The sequence below is a fragment of the Acinetobacter sp. LipI_19 genome, assembly GCF_058242925.1.
The window spans coordinates 3793423-3806898 of the sequence record NZ_JBZAYK010000001.1 but is presented as its reverse complement, the minus strand read 5'-3'; the positions used below and the strand labels follow the sequence as shown (position 1 = coordinate 3806898).

Genomic DNA, 13476 nt, shown 5'->3' with positions numbered 1-13476 from the left:
CACTTTTGAGCTTATTTACTTTGATGCGAAGTAAAAAAAAGGAGGCTTTTTCTCGCTAAGGGATCTTGTTGGTTTAAGTTTAAGAGGATGGTTTTTGTTTTGGTTATTTTTAAATTGATGGAACTATAAAAATTAGGCATCAAAAAATCCACACATCATGCTGTTTAGAGCATAGCTTGTGTGGATTGTTTGAGCTATTGATATGTGTATGGAACTTAACTTATTTCATACACTTGTATGAGAGTACTTTATTACTCTCATACAAACACTACAATCAGTAACTAATTGCTTATTCAACCGTAACTGATTTTGCTAGGTTTCTTGGTTGGTCTACGTCAGTACCACGTAATACCGCAACATGATAAGACAACAACTGCACAGGTACACTATAAACAATTGGTGCTAACCAAGTATTGACCGTTGGAACATAGACAACATGTTGACGATCTTTAGCCACGATACCGCTATTTTCATCTGCAAAAACAAACAGTTCCCCACCACGTGCTTGAACTTCTTCCATATTGGATTTAAGTTTATCCAGCATTTCATCATTCGGTGCAAGAATCACCACAGGCATATCATTGTCGACCAAAGCCAATGGGCCATGTTTCAATTCACCCGCAGCATAACCTTCGGCATGAATATATGAAATTTCTTTAAGTTTTAATGCACCTTCAAGCGCAATTGGGAATTCTGTACCGCGACCCAAGAACAAGCAATGCTGTTTTTCTTTAAACAGAACAGACAAACGTAAAATTTCTGCATCATTTTGTAAGGTATCTAAAATGACTTTAGGAATATGCCACAACGCAGAAGTGATTTCATCAATATGTTCAGCTGAAATGGTTTGCTTAACCTGACCAAGTTTAAGGGTCAATAACATTAAAGCCGCAAGCTGTGTGGTAAACGCTTTGGTTGATGCCACCCCAATTTCAGGACCAGCTAGGGTTAATAAATGATGATTTGTTTCACGAACCATAGATGAGGTCGCGACATTACAAATCGTCATAGTATAGATATTTGAGCCTTTTGCTTTAGCACGCTTTTGTGTATCACGTAATGCAGCCAAGGTATCCGCAGTTTCACCTGATTGGGAAATACAAACATACAAGGTGTTATCTACAATCACAGGCGAGCGATAACGGAATTCACTGGCAATTTCGACTTGGCAAGGCAGATCAATCAGTTGTTCAAACCAATATTTTGCAATCATTCCAGCATGGTAGCTGGTACCACATGCAAGCACTTGAACTTGCTGAACATTTTTAAAATCTATTTCAGCATTTTGTAAAAAGTCTTCTCGTAGTGTATTGCCATTTAAAGCTTGAGAGATCGTTTGTTGAATTGCTTCAGGTTGCTCAAAAATTTCTTTGAGCATGTAGTGTTTATACTCACCTTTAGAGGCATTACTCACGGTTGCATCCAGCTCTTTCACCGGACGATCAACCAATTGGTCATTGACAAAAACTTCAATCGTTTCACGAGTTAAACGCGCAATATCACCTTCTTCAAGATAGATAAAACGGTTGGTCACAGGTAACAGTGCCAATTGGTCTGAACTAATAAAGTTCTCACCAATACCAACACCAATGACTAAAGGTGAACCTTCACGAACAGCAATTAATTCGTTTGGGTAATCGGTATGCACAATCCCCAGTGCATAAGCACCTTTCAGTTGAGGTACGATTTCTTCAACAGCTTTTAATAGATTGGGTGATGATTTCAGTGCTTCAGTAATTAAGTGAGCAACGACTTCAGTATCTGTTTGAGATGTAAACACATAACCCAAAGCTTCAAGATCATCTTTAAGCTCTTGGTAATTTTCAATAATACCGTTATGTACCACTGCAACATGCCCAGAAATATGCGGATGGGCATTGTTTTCAGTTGGTTTACCATGGGTTGCCCAACGTGTGTGTGCGATACCCACAGAACCTAAAATATTAGACTCTGCAACCGCACCTTCTAAATTTGCAACTTTACCGACACGACGTTCACGTAAGATTTGCCCTTGATCAACCAGTGCAACACCCGCAGAGTCATAACCACGATATTCAAGACGTTTTAGGCCTTCAATTAAAATATTTGTAATGCTTCGTTCAGCAACGCCACCAACAATACCGCACATAATAATATCCTCTTATTTCTTGACCTTTTGGGGACGTTGATAATTTTCTTTCGAAATTTGTTTTGCACGTTCAAATGCAAGACTGTTGTCTGCTACATCATGGGTAATCACTGAACCCGCACCTGTGGTTGCGCCATGACCAATTTTAATCGGTGCAACCAGTGAGTTGTTGGTTCCAATAAAGGCATTATCACCAATGATGGTTTTGTGTTTATTGGCACCATCATAATTACAGGTAATTGTACCTGCACCGATATTTGAACCCGCACCAATTTCTGCATCGCCTAAATAGGTGAAATGATTGGCTTTTGAACCTAGACCAACAGAAGAGTTTTTCACTTCAACAAAGTTACCGATATGAACTTCATCTGCTAATTTTGCACCTGGACGTAATCGTGCAAAAGGACCAATGTGTACATCGGCACCAATTATCGCATCTTCAAAAACACTATAAGGTTGAACTTTGGTTCCTGCCGCAATTTGGGTATTTTTAATAATACATCCTGCACCAATTTCAACACCATTTCCGAAAGTACATCGACCTTCAATAATCACATTAATATCAATACGAACATCCGTACCCGCCGTGAGTTGACCACGTAAATCAAAGCGTGAAGGGTCAATCAGATGCACGCCTTGCTGCATCAGTGATTTCGCTTGATAGTTTTGGAATTCTCGCTCTAATGCTGCAAGTTGAATACGATCATTCACGCCTTCAACCTCAAAAGCTAATTCTGGTTGAATGGATGCGATTTCCATACCATCAGCTAAAGCCATTGCCACGATATCAGTGAGGTAGTACTCGCCTTGAGCATTGTCATTACTGAGTTTCGGTAACCATTCATGTAATTTGGCATTGCTTACACAGTAAATACCTGTGTTGATTTCTTTAATTTGACGTTGTTCATCAGAAGCATCTTTATGTTCAACAATCGCTTGGATTTTTTCATCCTTACGTACGATGCGACCATAGCCTGTAGAATCTTCAAGCGTTAATGTGACTAGACCAATACCTGTTTGACTGGATACATCAACCAAACGTTGTAGGGTACTTTGTTGTACGCAAGGCACATCACCAGAAAGAATCAAAGAAATGCCGTCTTGGGGCAAAACCGGCAAAGTCACTTTAACTGCATGACCAGTACCGAGTTGTTCTGTTTGCTCTACCCATTGAATATTTTCATGTGCAAATGCATTTTTAACCAGATCACCACCGTGACCAAAGATTGTAATGATATTTTTTGCTTGTAATTGTTTTGCTGTTTCAATCACATGACCGAGTAGTGGGCGTCCTGCTAAAGGTTGGAGTACCTTGGGTAAACTAGAACGCATACGTGTTCCTTTACCTGCAGCAAGAATGATCACAGTTGTAGACATATCACACCTAACAGATCTGGCTTAAGCCATTTTAAAATATAAATAAATCACGATACATATTGCTGCCCAGAGGCCTGCAATAATATCGTCAAGCATGATTCCAAAGCCACCATCGACTTTTTGGTCAATGACACGAATAGGCCATGGTTTCCAGACATCAAATAAACGAAATAGTGCAAATCCAACCAGTGCCCAAATCCAATTCATTTGTCCTAAATAAATTAAAGGCAGGAAGGTGATTGATTGCCCAGCAAACTCATCCCAAACAATACGCCCATCATCATGCACATGGATAATATCTGCGGTTTTCCCACAAATCCAAATACCGACCAATGACATGATTATGATGGCCAATATGGAGCCATAAAAACCAATTGCAAGCCAAATCGGAATAAACAAAAGCGCAAATGCTGAGCCAAATGTACCTGGTGCTTTAGGCGCTAAGCCTGAACCAAAGCCTACACCACAGAACACAATAAAGCGTTCAGCCCATGTCATACTTTTAAAGACAATCGGAGGTTTATGCAAAGTGTTGGTACCCTTGAAGTTGAAGTGGATGGTCTAAGCCATCTTTCTCAAATACAATCCCAGATTTTTGTGTAACTTGGCCGATGATTGTAGTGGTTACATTTGGTTTTAATTGCAAAAGTTTAGCATAATTTTGCATAGTTATTGTAAAGCATAACTCATAATCATCTCCGCCCGCTAAAGCATATTTCCATTGCTCATTGTTGCTGAGCTGCTTTAAAGCTGGATGAATTGGGAGTTGATTTAAATCTATTTTTGCACCGACACCCGAGGCATCTAATATATGCCCCAGATCTTGAGCAAGCCCATCTGAAACATCAATCATACTGGATGCCAAGTCTTTCAACATAGCGCCTAATTCGCAGCGCGGTGTTGGGTAATCTAGACGTTGTTGTAGGGGATGTCCTAAATGCTTTAATCCAAAAGCGGCATCACCAATCGAGCCACTGACTACAATTAAATCATCGACTTGCGCGCCAGAACGGGTAATGGCTTTGCCTGTTTCAATCCAGCCCAGTGCCGTGACGGTAATAGTAAGATGTGGACTTTGCGTGGTATCACCGCCAATTAAACGTACGCCAAATTGATCGCAACAATCATATAAACCCTGACTAAATTGTTTTAGCCAGTCATGATCAATTTGGGATAGGCTCAATGCGAGTAAAATACTGTGGGGTTTTGCACCCATTGCAGCAATATCTGAAAGATTAACAGCAACAGATTTCCAGCCAATGGCATGTGGAGAGGCTTCTAGCGGAAAATGTCGACCAGCGACAAGCGTATCTGTGCAAATCACCAATTGATGATTTAAAGGTGGTGAAAGCAGCGCTGAGTCGTCACCGACGCCTAAATCAACATCAGTTTGCTGCTGACGATTGAAATAGGTCTCAATAATTGAAAACTCAGCCATGTAAAAACAACTTATTTGCTTTGTTGCTTTTCTGCTTCACGCAGGCTTGTTGCTAAACGATCTAATACACCATTGATGTATTTATGACTGTCAGCACCACCAAAGTGTTTTGCCAGCTCAATGGCTTCATCGAGTACAACTCGATAAGGGACTTCAAGATGGTCTTTGAGTTCGTATGCACCCAAACGTAATGTAGCAAGTTCTACACCGTCTAATGCACTCAGTTCACGATCTAGAACAGGAACAAGTAAAGCATCCAATGCTTCATGGTTTGCGATCACGGCTGTGAGCAACTCATGATAATAGCCGAGATCCACTTTATGCATTGCGTTTTCAACACGTGTACGTGCTTCAATTTCATGCACTGGGTTGTGGCTCATTTGCCATTCATAAATCCCTTGTACAGCAAAGCGACGTGCTTTACGTTTTGCTGCATAAGTAGCTTGGAGTGTTTGCGACATGCTTTAAATTGCCTTTAACAGGTTAACCATTTCAATAGCAGTAAGGGCAGCTTCACCACCTTTATTACCTGCTTTTGTACCAGAGCGTTCAATCGCCTGTTCAATACTGTCCGTAGTCAATACACCATTGATCACAGGTAGGCCAGTATCTAAACCAACTACACCTAAACCTTTGGCACATTCACCTGCAACGAAGTCGAAATGTGGCGTACTACCACGAATCACTGCGCCAAGTGCGATCACTGCATCGAATTTACCAGAAGCTGCTAATTTTTTAGCCACAACTGGAAGTTCCCATGCGCCCGGTGCATGAACGACAGTGATATTATCGTCGCTTACACCATGACGATGCAATGTATCAATTGCACCTTCTAATAAATGTTCAACAACAAAGCTGTTAAAACGACCAACTAAAATCGCGTAACGGTCTTCGCTCGCGAGATGTAATAAACCTTCAATTCGGCGAATCGCCATGGCAACCTCGATAATTTAACAGATAAGTGGTTGTACAGACTGCTTTTATTTCCCAACTAGAAACCTAATTGAGTAATACAAGCCATCTGATTAAAAATTATTGACCGGTTTTTTGGTCAGCAGTGATGTATTCCACCACTTCTAAATTAAAACCTGATAATGCATTAAAACGTAATGGTGAGCTAAGAAGTTTCATCTTTTCAACACCGAGATCACGTAAAATTTGTGCACCAACACCAATCGTTTGATATTGCTGTGAAAGTGCGGCATTTGATTTTGTTGGTTTTGGCTTACCAAGTTCTGCTAAAGCAGGGCCTAAGTCAGATAGATGACGTTGACCAATCCAGACCAAAACCCCTCGATCACTCTCAGCAATTGTTTTGAGTGCTTTATCTAGGTTCCAAGCAGGCTCACCATCTTTTTTATTAAGTTTCAATAAATCACGTACAGGGTTGAAACCATGTACGCGGACAGTTGTCACACCTTGTTGCGGTTCACCTTTAACCAAAGCCAAATGAATGTCTGGATTACCAATTTCACGGTAACGGTATAAATCAAAGGTACCGTATTCAGTATCTATGCTTTGTTGATCCAATCGTTCTACTGTTTGTTCATTGGTCATACGATAATGAATCAGATCAGCAATTGTACCAATTTTTAAGCCATGTTTCTCAGCAAATACTTCAAGATCTGGACGACGTGCCATCGTGCCATCTTCATTGATAATTTCACAAATCACAGATGCCGGCTCTAAACCCGCTAAACGAGATAAGTCACAGCCAGCTTCAGTATGTCCAGCACGGTGTAATACACCACCTGGTTGTGCCATCAATGGGAAGATATGCCCAGGTTGTACTATATCAGCAGGTTTGGCATGAGCAGCAACTGCAGTTTGTATGGTATGGGCACGTTCTGCAGCAGAAATACCCGTGGTAATACCATTTGCAGCTTCAATAGAAAGCGTGAAATTTGTACTGTGTTGTGCGCCATTATGGTCGACCATTAATGGTAGATCGAGTTGCTTACAGCGGTCACGACTTAGTGTTAGGCATACAAGACCACGAGCATGGGTGATCATAAAGTTGATGTCTTCAGGGCGTACGTGTGTTGCAGCAATGACTAAATCGCCTTCATTTTCACGATCCTCGTCATCCATGAGGATAACCATTTTACCTGCACGGATATCTGCTACAAGCTCTTCAACAGTATTGAGCGGCATCAACCTTCACCTTTTTGTTCTGTCGTATGACATTTTCATTGAATATATTCGGAGCATAGTCTAACGTGTTTTTACGTATTTTGCCTATGCTTATCATCTTCCTTTGAGATAGATAGTTATACACAAGCTTGTAGGGCAATGAAAAGAGAAGAAAAATGATTTATCGTGATTTAGTATAAAGATCAGACACTCATTTCGAAAAAAATAAGATGAACTTATCGGAAATTGAGCGTAATAAAAGAAAAACCCTCACACTTTAAAAAAGAGGAGGGCTTGATAGATGGTAAATACTTAATTCTCTGAGATTACTTCAGAGTTTGGTGTATTTTTCTTTCCTTTTAAAATCTCAGTACGAATATTTTGTGCAATTTCAGCACAGTCATTATTCATACCATTGATCATAAATGAATGACGAGTCAACACATTGGTTGGATTTGGTAAGGCAACCAATTGATAACAATCACCAATATGCTTGAGCTGATCATTACTTAAATACAATGCCATTTCTTTGGCAATTAAATGGTTCACCAAGCGCTCAGCCGCTTGAGACGCATCAAGTTGCATCGCCTCTACTGAGGTGGTGACCGCACAACGCGTCTGTAAAACAAAGCGCTTATCTTCACGGTAACGTTTATACAGAACTTCTGACAATAATTGAAATACCGAACCAACCATTAATATAGATTGTGCTGCATTGGGTTTTTCAGCATCAATACTCAGGATTGCACCATTCTGATTAAATTCTTGATGAATGGTGAAATCTTTTGCATTCAATTTGAAATGCTGTGCGCAAAGTTCAATACTTTTATTAAGAAAAATCTGACATAAATTAAAATAAGGCAGTGAAACCGATTGGTTGACCGTATTCATCAGTTGCTTTGGATCATAGTACTGAATATTCAGCGCCAAAATCTCTTGGTCATTTTCCAGTGTCGTGGTTACAGGTGTTTTGGGTTCAGGTTTTGCTTTGGCTTGTGCTTGTTGTTGAGCTTGCGCAATCGCAATCGTGCGATTGGCTTTCTCAGCTTCAAGAGCTTCTGTCAATTGTTGAATTTCGTGTTTTAAACGGGCTTCATTGTTGATACGAGCCAAATATTCACTACGTGTTGGGCGAGCAATGGCACGATAGGCCAGCCATAAAAAGGCATGAATCAATAATGACACTAAAATAGCCAGCCATTGGGTACGTAAAATTTCACCAATACTTGGCTTGATCAAGGTAATTTCAATTGTGCCAACTTTTTTCTCGTTCTGTAATGCATCACGAACAAACACTTCACCTTGACGAGTTTTTGCCATACCACTGGTTGCCAACACTTGTTTTTTCGCATCAAGTATTCGAATCGAAGCCACACTTGGATTGGTCGCATAGCGATTTGCCAACAGCGCCAATGAAACAGTATTTGCGGGTTCGAGTTCAGACAGGCTGTCCGTGACCAATTGACTGGTCATGAGTTGGCCTTGGCTGGCACGGTTTTCATTTAATTGATGTGTTGTTGCAACTACCAATAAAAAGGTATGAAATGCAAAACTTACAATAAGTAGGCTAGCAAATAGCCCTTGTCTTGGCGCATTCAACGTAAACTTCCAAAGCAAAAAATTTCGATTTCGATTATGATTCTTCCAATTGTTGTAGCTCAGACCCGAGTCAATTCATGCGAGAAATCATTCTTATTTCATTTTTAGGACCTGACCAACCCAATCAGTTTACTCGATTAATGCAAGTGTTGTCCGTACATTCTTTGCAAATATTAGATGTAGGGCAGGCGGTCATCCATAATCAATTGACTTTAGGTATTGTAGTGTCGTCCAACGATCAAACTGCAACAGCTTTAGCCATGAAAGACATCCTTATTTTAGCACATGATATTGGTTTAACAGTTCGTTTTAAGCCGATTTCAGGCGCAGAATATGACCAATGGGTGAGTGAAGGTGGGCGTACACGTTATATCGTGACCGCTTTAGCACCAGAGCTCACAGCCGAACATCTGCAAGCGGTGACCAATATTGTTTCAAGTCAAGGTTTTAACATTGAAACCGTAACTCGTTTATCGGGTCGTCCCGAGCGTAACGGAGACCAAGATGGACTGAAGCGTTCATGTGTTCAATTTGGCTTGAGTGGGCAAATGCTTGATGCACAGGCGATGCGTGCCGCATGTTTACGGCTTTCTGCTGAATTAAATATTGATGTTGCTGTACAAGAAGACAATGCCTATCGCCGTAATCGCCGCTTAGTTTGTTTCGATATGGACTCGACTTTGATTGAGCAAGAAGTAATTGACGAACTTGCCAAAGAAGCAGGGGTGGGCGATAAAGTCGCTGAAATCACTGAACGTGCAATGCAAGGGGAGTTAGATTTTCAACAAAGTTTCCGTGCACGGGTTGCATTACTGAAAGGCCTTGATGCCAAAGTATTGCCACAAATTGCTGAGCGATTAACCGTGACAGAAGGTGCTGAGCGTTTAATCTCGACACTAAAATCATTGGGTTATAAAACTGCGATTTTATCTGGGGGATTTCAGTACTTTGCTGAATTTCTTCAAGAAAAACTGGGCATTGATGAAGTGCATGCCAATATTCTTGATGTTGAAAATGGTGTTGTGACAGGTGAGGTTAAAGGGCATATCGTTGATGGTGCACGCAAAGCGTATTTATTGACTGAGTTGGTTGGGAAAATGGGGATTTCACCTGAGCAAGCGATTGCGGTTGGAGATGGTGCAAATGATTTACCAATGCTTTCAATTGCTGGGCTCGGTGTGGCTTTCCGTGCTAAACCTGTGGTTCGTCAAAATGCCAATCAAGCCATTTCAAGCGTAGGTCTAGATGGTGTGCTTTATCTTTTAGGTGTGCATGATAAAGATTTATCACGTGCTTAAATGACTTGGATTATATTGCAGAATCATGACAAATAGCGACTTTAAGTCGCTATTTTTTATTTGAAAATGAATTACTTTGCTGTGATTAGTGGTCAATAAAACAACTTGATCAAACTATTGGTTTTAGAACTTAAAAAAAGATTTTCTAGTATTAAAAGCTGTATGTATTTTTTTGTAATGACACTGCATGATTGATGGTAATTAGATTGTGAGAAAAACAGGATTCTTAAAAAATGTAATGACAAATGAATGTGGCGACAAAGTGTGTCGTTTAACCAGAAAACAGCTCTTTCCTTCTCATAAAAACTATACATAATGCAATGCATAAGCTTCTATAAGGTGATTTAAGAAAAATTATAAAGCTTGAAATTGTTGTGAAACACCTATTTAAACGGTTTTTTTAAAAGGCATCATTTTGACGGAGGTTGTTATGGTATCAACAACATTTGCAACATTGATTGGATTCGGTCTAATTGCTGCAGCGTTGGCTACCGTTTTCTTTTCCCCTTATCGTCATTGGTTAGGGTTTATGTTTGCAGGCATGATCTTCTGGGGCATCTTGGAAGCAATGCGTTATAGTGTACAGAACATCTTTGATATTTCGGTCGCATATAGCTATTTAACCGCGATTATGTTGGCGATGTCTGCATTGATTGCACTTTTATTACGTGAAGATAGCCGTGCACAAAAAGCATTGGCAAATCGTCAATATATTGAACATACACCAGTCTATGAAGATGAATAAGTTTTGAGTGAAAACTTCAGTCAATATGAACGCTAAGATAACAATAGTGACTTTAATTACACGAAAAAAATCAATTTAGACATTCCAAGGTATATCATAATGGTATACCTTTTTTTCAGTTTATACTTTGCTCTGAAAGCCATGTCTACGCAATGACAGTTATGTTAGGATGAGCAAATTCGAATCTAATTTAAAAAACAACAGGCTTAAATGTCATGAAACTTTCTGCAATTCCAGTTGTGAAGTTACCAATCGTTGATGCAAGTACAGATCCACTGGATTTGCTTGTATTGGGTTTAGCACTTCGTATGAAACAATTGGCTCGTACAAGTCCAAAATTTATTGAATTGACTCATGATCGTCAGTTCCGTATTCAGATTGGTACCGACTTGGGCGTGGCACGCCAAATTATTGTGAACAATGGTCAAATTGATACCGTTTCAGGTGCTGAACAAAAAGCTGATTTTGTTTTACAGTTTGCTGACAGTGAGCAAGGTGTAAAAACTTTAGTAAAAGGCGATCCAACAGCTTTTATGACGGGTATGCAAAACGGCAGCATCAAAATGGAAGGAGATTTCAGTTTGCTAGTCTGGTTTAACCAAGTTGCTAAGCTGATTCCACCAAAAGTTCCCAAACCAGTAAAAGACAAAATTAAATTGGCACGTCAATTCTTAAAAGAGAAGACTGGACGCTAAGCGAATCGATAATCTTAAAAAGTCCGATCTGATCGGGCTTTTTAAGATTTAAACATTGCGATTAAGATCAAGATTTTGATTATTCAACTTCCAAGTTAAAGGTCACTGGTCCATCATTGACCAAATGAACTTTCATATCTGCTGCGAAAATACCTGTTTCAACGTTTTTAAATTGTGATCGAGCATAATCAACCAATTGTTGATAAAGCGCTTGAGCTTCAGTGGGCGGCATGGCTGGTCCAAAGTCTGGACGCAAGCCTTTTTGCGTTTGTGCCATTAATGTGAATTGAGAAACCAATAAAATCTCGCCATTGGCTTGGCTGACGTTCCACCCCATTTTGCCTTGCTCATCATCAAAAAAACGATATTTCAAAATTTTATCAATTAATTTTTGACCTTTTTCAAAATTGTCATCCTTAGCTAAGCCTAGAAAAACCAAAATTCCTTTTTGAATTTCTCCAGTGGTTTCACCCTCAACAACGACTTTGGCTTCTAACACTCTTTGTAATAATGCGCGCATATAAACAATAAGACTAAAATATGATAAGCCTATTCTAACAGGGAAAACTCAGTAAGATGATGTGAGTAAGTCATTGATGTAGAGCTGAATCTATTGGTAAGCTTTTGAATAAAAATAGAATTTATGGCATTCTAATATAAATAGATAAATTAAAAAAACAAATATGCCGAGATTTATGTTGAGCTTAACTGAAAATATAGTTCATCACTTATAAATGATTACGTTATCTCAGTGAAAAATATGCTTTAATAAAAACAGCATAGCGAAATTAAAATAGATATGGCGCCAATCATCCAATCCTTGCTCGATACAGATTTATATAAATTTACCATGTTACAAGTGGTGCTACATAAATTTCCACAAACGCACAGTGTGTATCATTTCCGCTGTCGTAATCTAGATGCTACGGTTTATCCCCTGACGGATATTCTGGATGATTTGAACGAGCAGCTCGATCATCTCTGCTTACTCAAATTCCAAGAAGATGAATTGCAATATTTACGCAGTATGCGTTTTATCAAAAGTGATTTTGTCGACTATTTAGAATTATTCCAACTGAAACGTCGTTTTATTAAAGCGGGTATTGATGAACAAGGTCGTTTAGACATTTGGGTTGAAGGCCCAATGGTTCAGGCGATGATGTTTGAAATTTTTGTTCTGGCGATTGTCAATGAACTTTATTTTAGCCGGATTCGTAATGATGACATTTATGTTGAAGGTGAACGTCGTCTACAAGCCAAAGTTGAATTATTAAAGAAATTTGAACAACAACAAGGCACACAAGCTCCTCCCTTTTTAGTTTCAGATTTTGGTACTCGCCGTCGTTATAGTCTAGATTGGCAAAGACATGTGATCCAGACCTTCCATGCAGCTGTACCCAATGTATTTAGAGGTACCAGTAATGTCCTCTTGGCAAAAGAATTAAATATTCATCCAATTGGAACCATGGCACATGAGTTTCTACAAGCATTCCAAGCGCTAGATGTCCGCTTAAGAGATTTTCAAAAAGCTGCTTTAGAAACATGGGTACAAGAGTATCGTGGCGATTTGGGCATTGCCTTGACCGATGTGGTTGGTATGGATGCATTCTTACAAGATTTTGATTTGTATTTTGCCAAGCTATTTGATGGCTTACGTCATGACAGTGGTGACCCATTTGAATGGGGTGATAAAGCTTATCAACACTACCGAAAACTAAAAATTGATACCAAAACCAAGATGCTGACGTTTAGTGATGGATTAGATATAGAGCGTGCGTGGGCGTTGTATCAATACTTTAAAGATCGCTTTCAAGTCAGTTTTGGTATTGGTACGAATTTGACCAATGATATGGGGCAAACCCCACTCAATATCGTGTTAAAACTGGTGGAATGTAACGGTCAATCAGTGGCAAAAATTTCAGATAGTCCCGGAAAAACCATGACAGACAACGATACTTTCTTAGCATACTTACGACAGGTCTTTGAAATACCTGAAGTTGTCGAAGCAGTGAAAATTGATATCTGAATTTTTGCTAAAAGAATGTGAAAAATCAGCATATTGG

The 13476-nt window shown here is 39.5% G+C and carries 13 protein-coding genes; 4 read left to right on the top strand and 9 right to left on the bottom strand.

Going from position 1 to position 13476, the window contains the following annotated elements:
* Positions 1-289: 289 nt before the first annotated feature.
* The 8 genes from glmS to AC4CVF_RS18290 all read right to left on the bottom strand — a co-directional run bounded on the left by glmS (position 290) and on the right by AC4CVF_RS18290 (position 8675).
* Positions 290-2128: a glutamine--fructose-6-phosphate transaminase (isomerizing) gene (gene glmS, locus AC4CVF_RS18325; protein WP_419326923.1), complete on the bottom strand. Its 1839-nt coding sequence runs from the start codon at positions 2126-2128 to the stop codon at positions 290-292.
* Positions 2129-2140: 12 nt separating this feature from the next.
* Positions 2141-3505 carry a bifunctional UDP-N-acetylglucosamine diphosphorylase/glucosamine-1-phosphate N-acetyltransferase GlmU gene (gene glmU, locus AC4CVF_RS18320; protein ID WP_419360588.1) on the bottom strand — a complete coding sequence of 455 codons (1365 nt, stop codon included), beginning with the start codon at positions 3503-3505 and terminating at the stop codon, positions 2141-2143.
* A 21-nt stretch (positions 3506-3526) separates the two neighbouring features.
* Positions 3527-4003, bottom strand: a complete 477-nt coding sequence (locus AC4CVF_RS18315) for a phosphatidylglycerophosphatase A family protein (RefSeq protein ID WP_314337025.1) — start codon at positions 4001-4003, stop codon at positions 3527-3529.
* A gap of 22 nt (positions 4004-4025) precedes the next feature.
* Positions 4026-4943: a thiamine-phosphate kinase gene (thiL, locus tag AC4CVF_RS18310; protein WP_419326924.1), complete on the bottom strand. Its 918-nt coding sequence runs from the start codon at positions 4941-4943 to the stop codon at positions 4026-4028.
* A gap of 11 nt (positions 4944-4954) precedes the next feature.
* Positions 4955-5404: a transcription antitermination factor NusB gene (gene nusB / locus AC4CVF_RS18305; protein WP_004718751.1), complete on the bottom strand. Its 450-nt coding sequence runs from the start codon at positions 5402-5404 to the stop codon at positions 4955-4957.
* Positions 5405-5407: 3 nt separating this feature from the next.
* Positions 5408-5878: a 6,7-dimethyl-8-ribityllumazine synthase gene (ribH, locus tag AC4CVF_RS18300; RefSeq protein WP_004718750.1), complete on the bottom strand. Its 471-nt coding sequence runs from the start codon at positions 5876-5878 to the stop codon at positions 5408-5410.
* A gap of 97 nt (positions 5879-5975) precedes the next feature.
* The gene (gene ribBA, locus AC4CVF_RS18295) at positions 5976-7097 is read right to left on the bottom strand and encodes a bifunctional 3,4-dihydroxy-2-butanone-4-phosphate synthase/GTP cyclohydrolase II (RefSeq protein WP_336952522.1); all 1122 of its coding nucleotides are present in this window, start codon (positions 7095-7097) and stop codon (positions 5976-5978) included.
* Between the two features lie 291 nt (positions 7098-7388).
* Complete coding sequence (locus AC4CVF_RS18290) at positions 7389-8675, bottom strand: hypothetical protein (protein WP_336952521.1); 1287 nt, start codon at positions 8673-8675, stop codon at positions 7389-7391.
* A gap of 77 nt (positions 8676-8752) precedes the next feature.
* Between AC4CVF_RS18290 and serB the strand changes: the two genes are divergently transcribed.
* The 3 genes from serB to AC4CVF_RS18275 all read left to right on the top strand — a co-directional run bounded on the left by serB (position 8753) and on the right by AC4CVF_RS18275 (position 11413).
* A complete protein-coding gene (gene serB, locus AC4CVF_RS18285) occupies positions 8753-9973 on the top strand; it encodes a phosphoserine phosphatase SerB (protein WP_336952520.1) in 1221 nt (406 codons plus the stop codon).
* Positions 9974-10403: 430 nt separating this feature from the next.
* Positions 10404-10718, top strand: coding sequence for a ciprofloxacin tolerance protein AciT (gene aciT, locus AC4CVF_RS18280; RefSeq protein ID WP_336952519.1), 315 nt, complete (start codon positions 10404-10406; stop codon positions 10716-10718).
* A gap of 215 nt (positions 10719-10933) precedes the next feature.
* Positions 10934-11413 (top strand): SCP-2 sterol transfer family protein, encoded by a 480-nt coding sequence (locus tag AC4CVF_RS18275; protein ID WP_336952518.1) that lies wholly within the window; start codon positions 10934-10936, stop codon positions 11411-11413.
* A 79-nt stretch (positions 11414-11492) separates the two neighbouring features.
* On the opposite strand, the gene dtd is transcribed toward AC4CVF_RS18275, so the two are convergent.
* Positions 11493-11933 (bottom strand): D-aminoacyl-tRNA deacylase, encoded by a 441-nt coding sequence (gene dtd, locus AC4CVF_RS18270; RefSeq protein WP_336952517.1) that lies wholly within the window; start codon positions 11931-11933, stop codon positions 11493-11495.
* A 279-nt stretch (positions 11934-12212) separates the two neighbouring features.
* Between dtd and pncB the strand changes: the two genes are divergently transcribed.
* Positions 12213-13439 (top strand): nicotinate phosphoribosyltransferase, encoded by a 1227-nt coding sequence (pncB, locus tag AC4CVF_RS18265; RefSeq protein WP_004718736.1) that lies wholly within the window; start codon positions 12213-12215, stop codon positions 13437-13439.
* The last annotated feature ends 37 nt before the right edge of the window (positions 13440-13476 follow it).

What these genes read in the sequence shown, in the direction of transcription:
- glmS (WP_419326923.1), bottom strand. Translation starts at nt 2,128, where the DNA reads ATGTGCGGTATTGTTGGTGGCGTTGCTGAACGAAGCATTACAAATATT.
- glmU (WP_419360588.1), bottom strand. Translation starts at nt 3,505, where the DNA reads ATGTCTACAACTGTGATCATTCTTGCTGCAGGTAAAGGAACACGTATG.
- AC4CVF_RS18315 (WP_314337025.1), bottom strand. Translation starts at nt 4,003, where the DNA reads ATGACATGGGCTGAACGCTTTATTGTGTTCTGTGGTGTAGGCTTTGGT.
- thiL (WP_419326924.1), bottom strand. Translation starts at nt 4,943, where the DNA reads ATGGCTGAGTTTTCAATTATTGAGACCTATTTCAATCGTCAGCAGCAA.
- nusB (WP_004718751.1), bottom strand. Translation starts at nt 5,404, where the DNA reads ATGTCGCAAACACTCCAAGCTACTTATGCAGCAAAACGTAAAGCACGT.
- ribH (WP_004718750.1), bottom strand. Translation starts at nt 5,878, where the DNA reads ATGGCGATTCGCCGAATTGAAGGTTTATTACATCTCGCGAGCGAAGAC.
- ribBA (WP_336952522.1), bottom strand. Translation starts at nt 7,097, where the DNA reads ATGCCGCTCAATACTGTTGAAGAGCTTGTAGCAGATATCCGTGCAGGT.
- serB (WP_336952520.1), top strand. Translation starts at nt 8,753, where the DNA reads ATGCGAGAAATCATTCTTATTTCATTTTTAGGACCTGACCAACCCAAT.
- aciT (WP_336952519.1), top strand. Translation starts at nt 10,404, where the DNA reads ATGGTATCAACAACATTTGCAACATTGATTGGATTCGGTCTAATTGCT.
- AC4CVF_RS18275 (WP_336952518.1), top strand. Translation starts at nt 10,934, where the DNA reads ATGAAACTTTCTGCAATTCCAGTTGTGAAGTTACCAATCGTTGATGCA.
- dtd (WP_336952517.1), bottom strand. Translation starts at nt 11,933, where the DNA reads ATGCGCGCATTATTACAAAGAGTGTTAGAAGCCAAAGTCGTTGTTGAG.
- pncB (WP_004718736.1), top strand. Translation starts at nt 12,213, where the DNA reads ATGGCGCCAATCATCCAATCCTTGCTCGATACAGATTTATATAAATTT.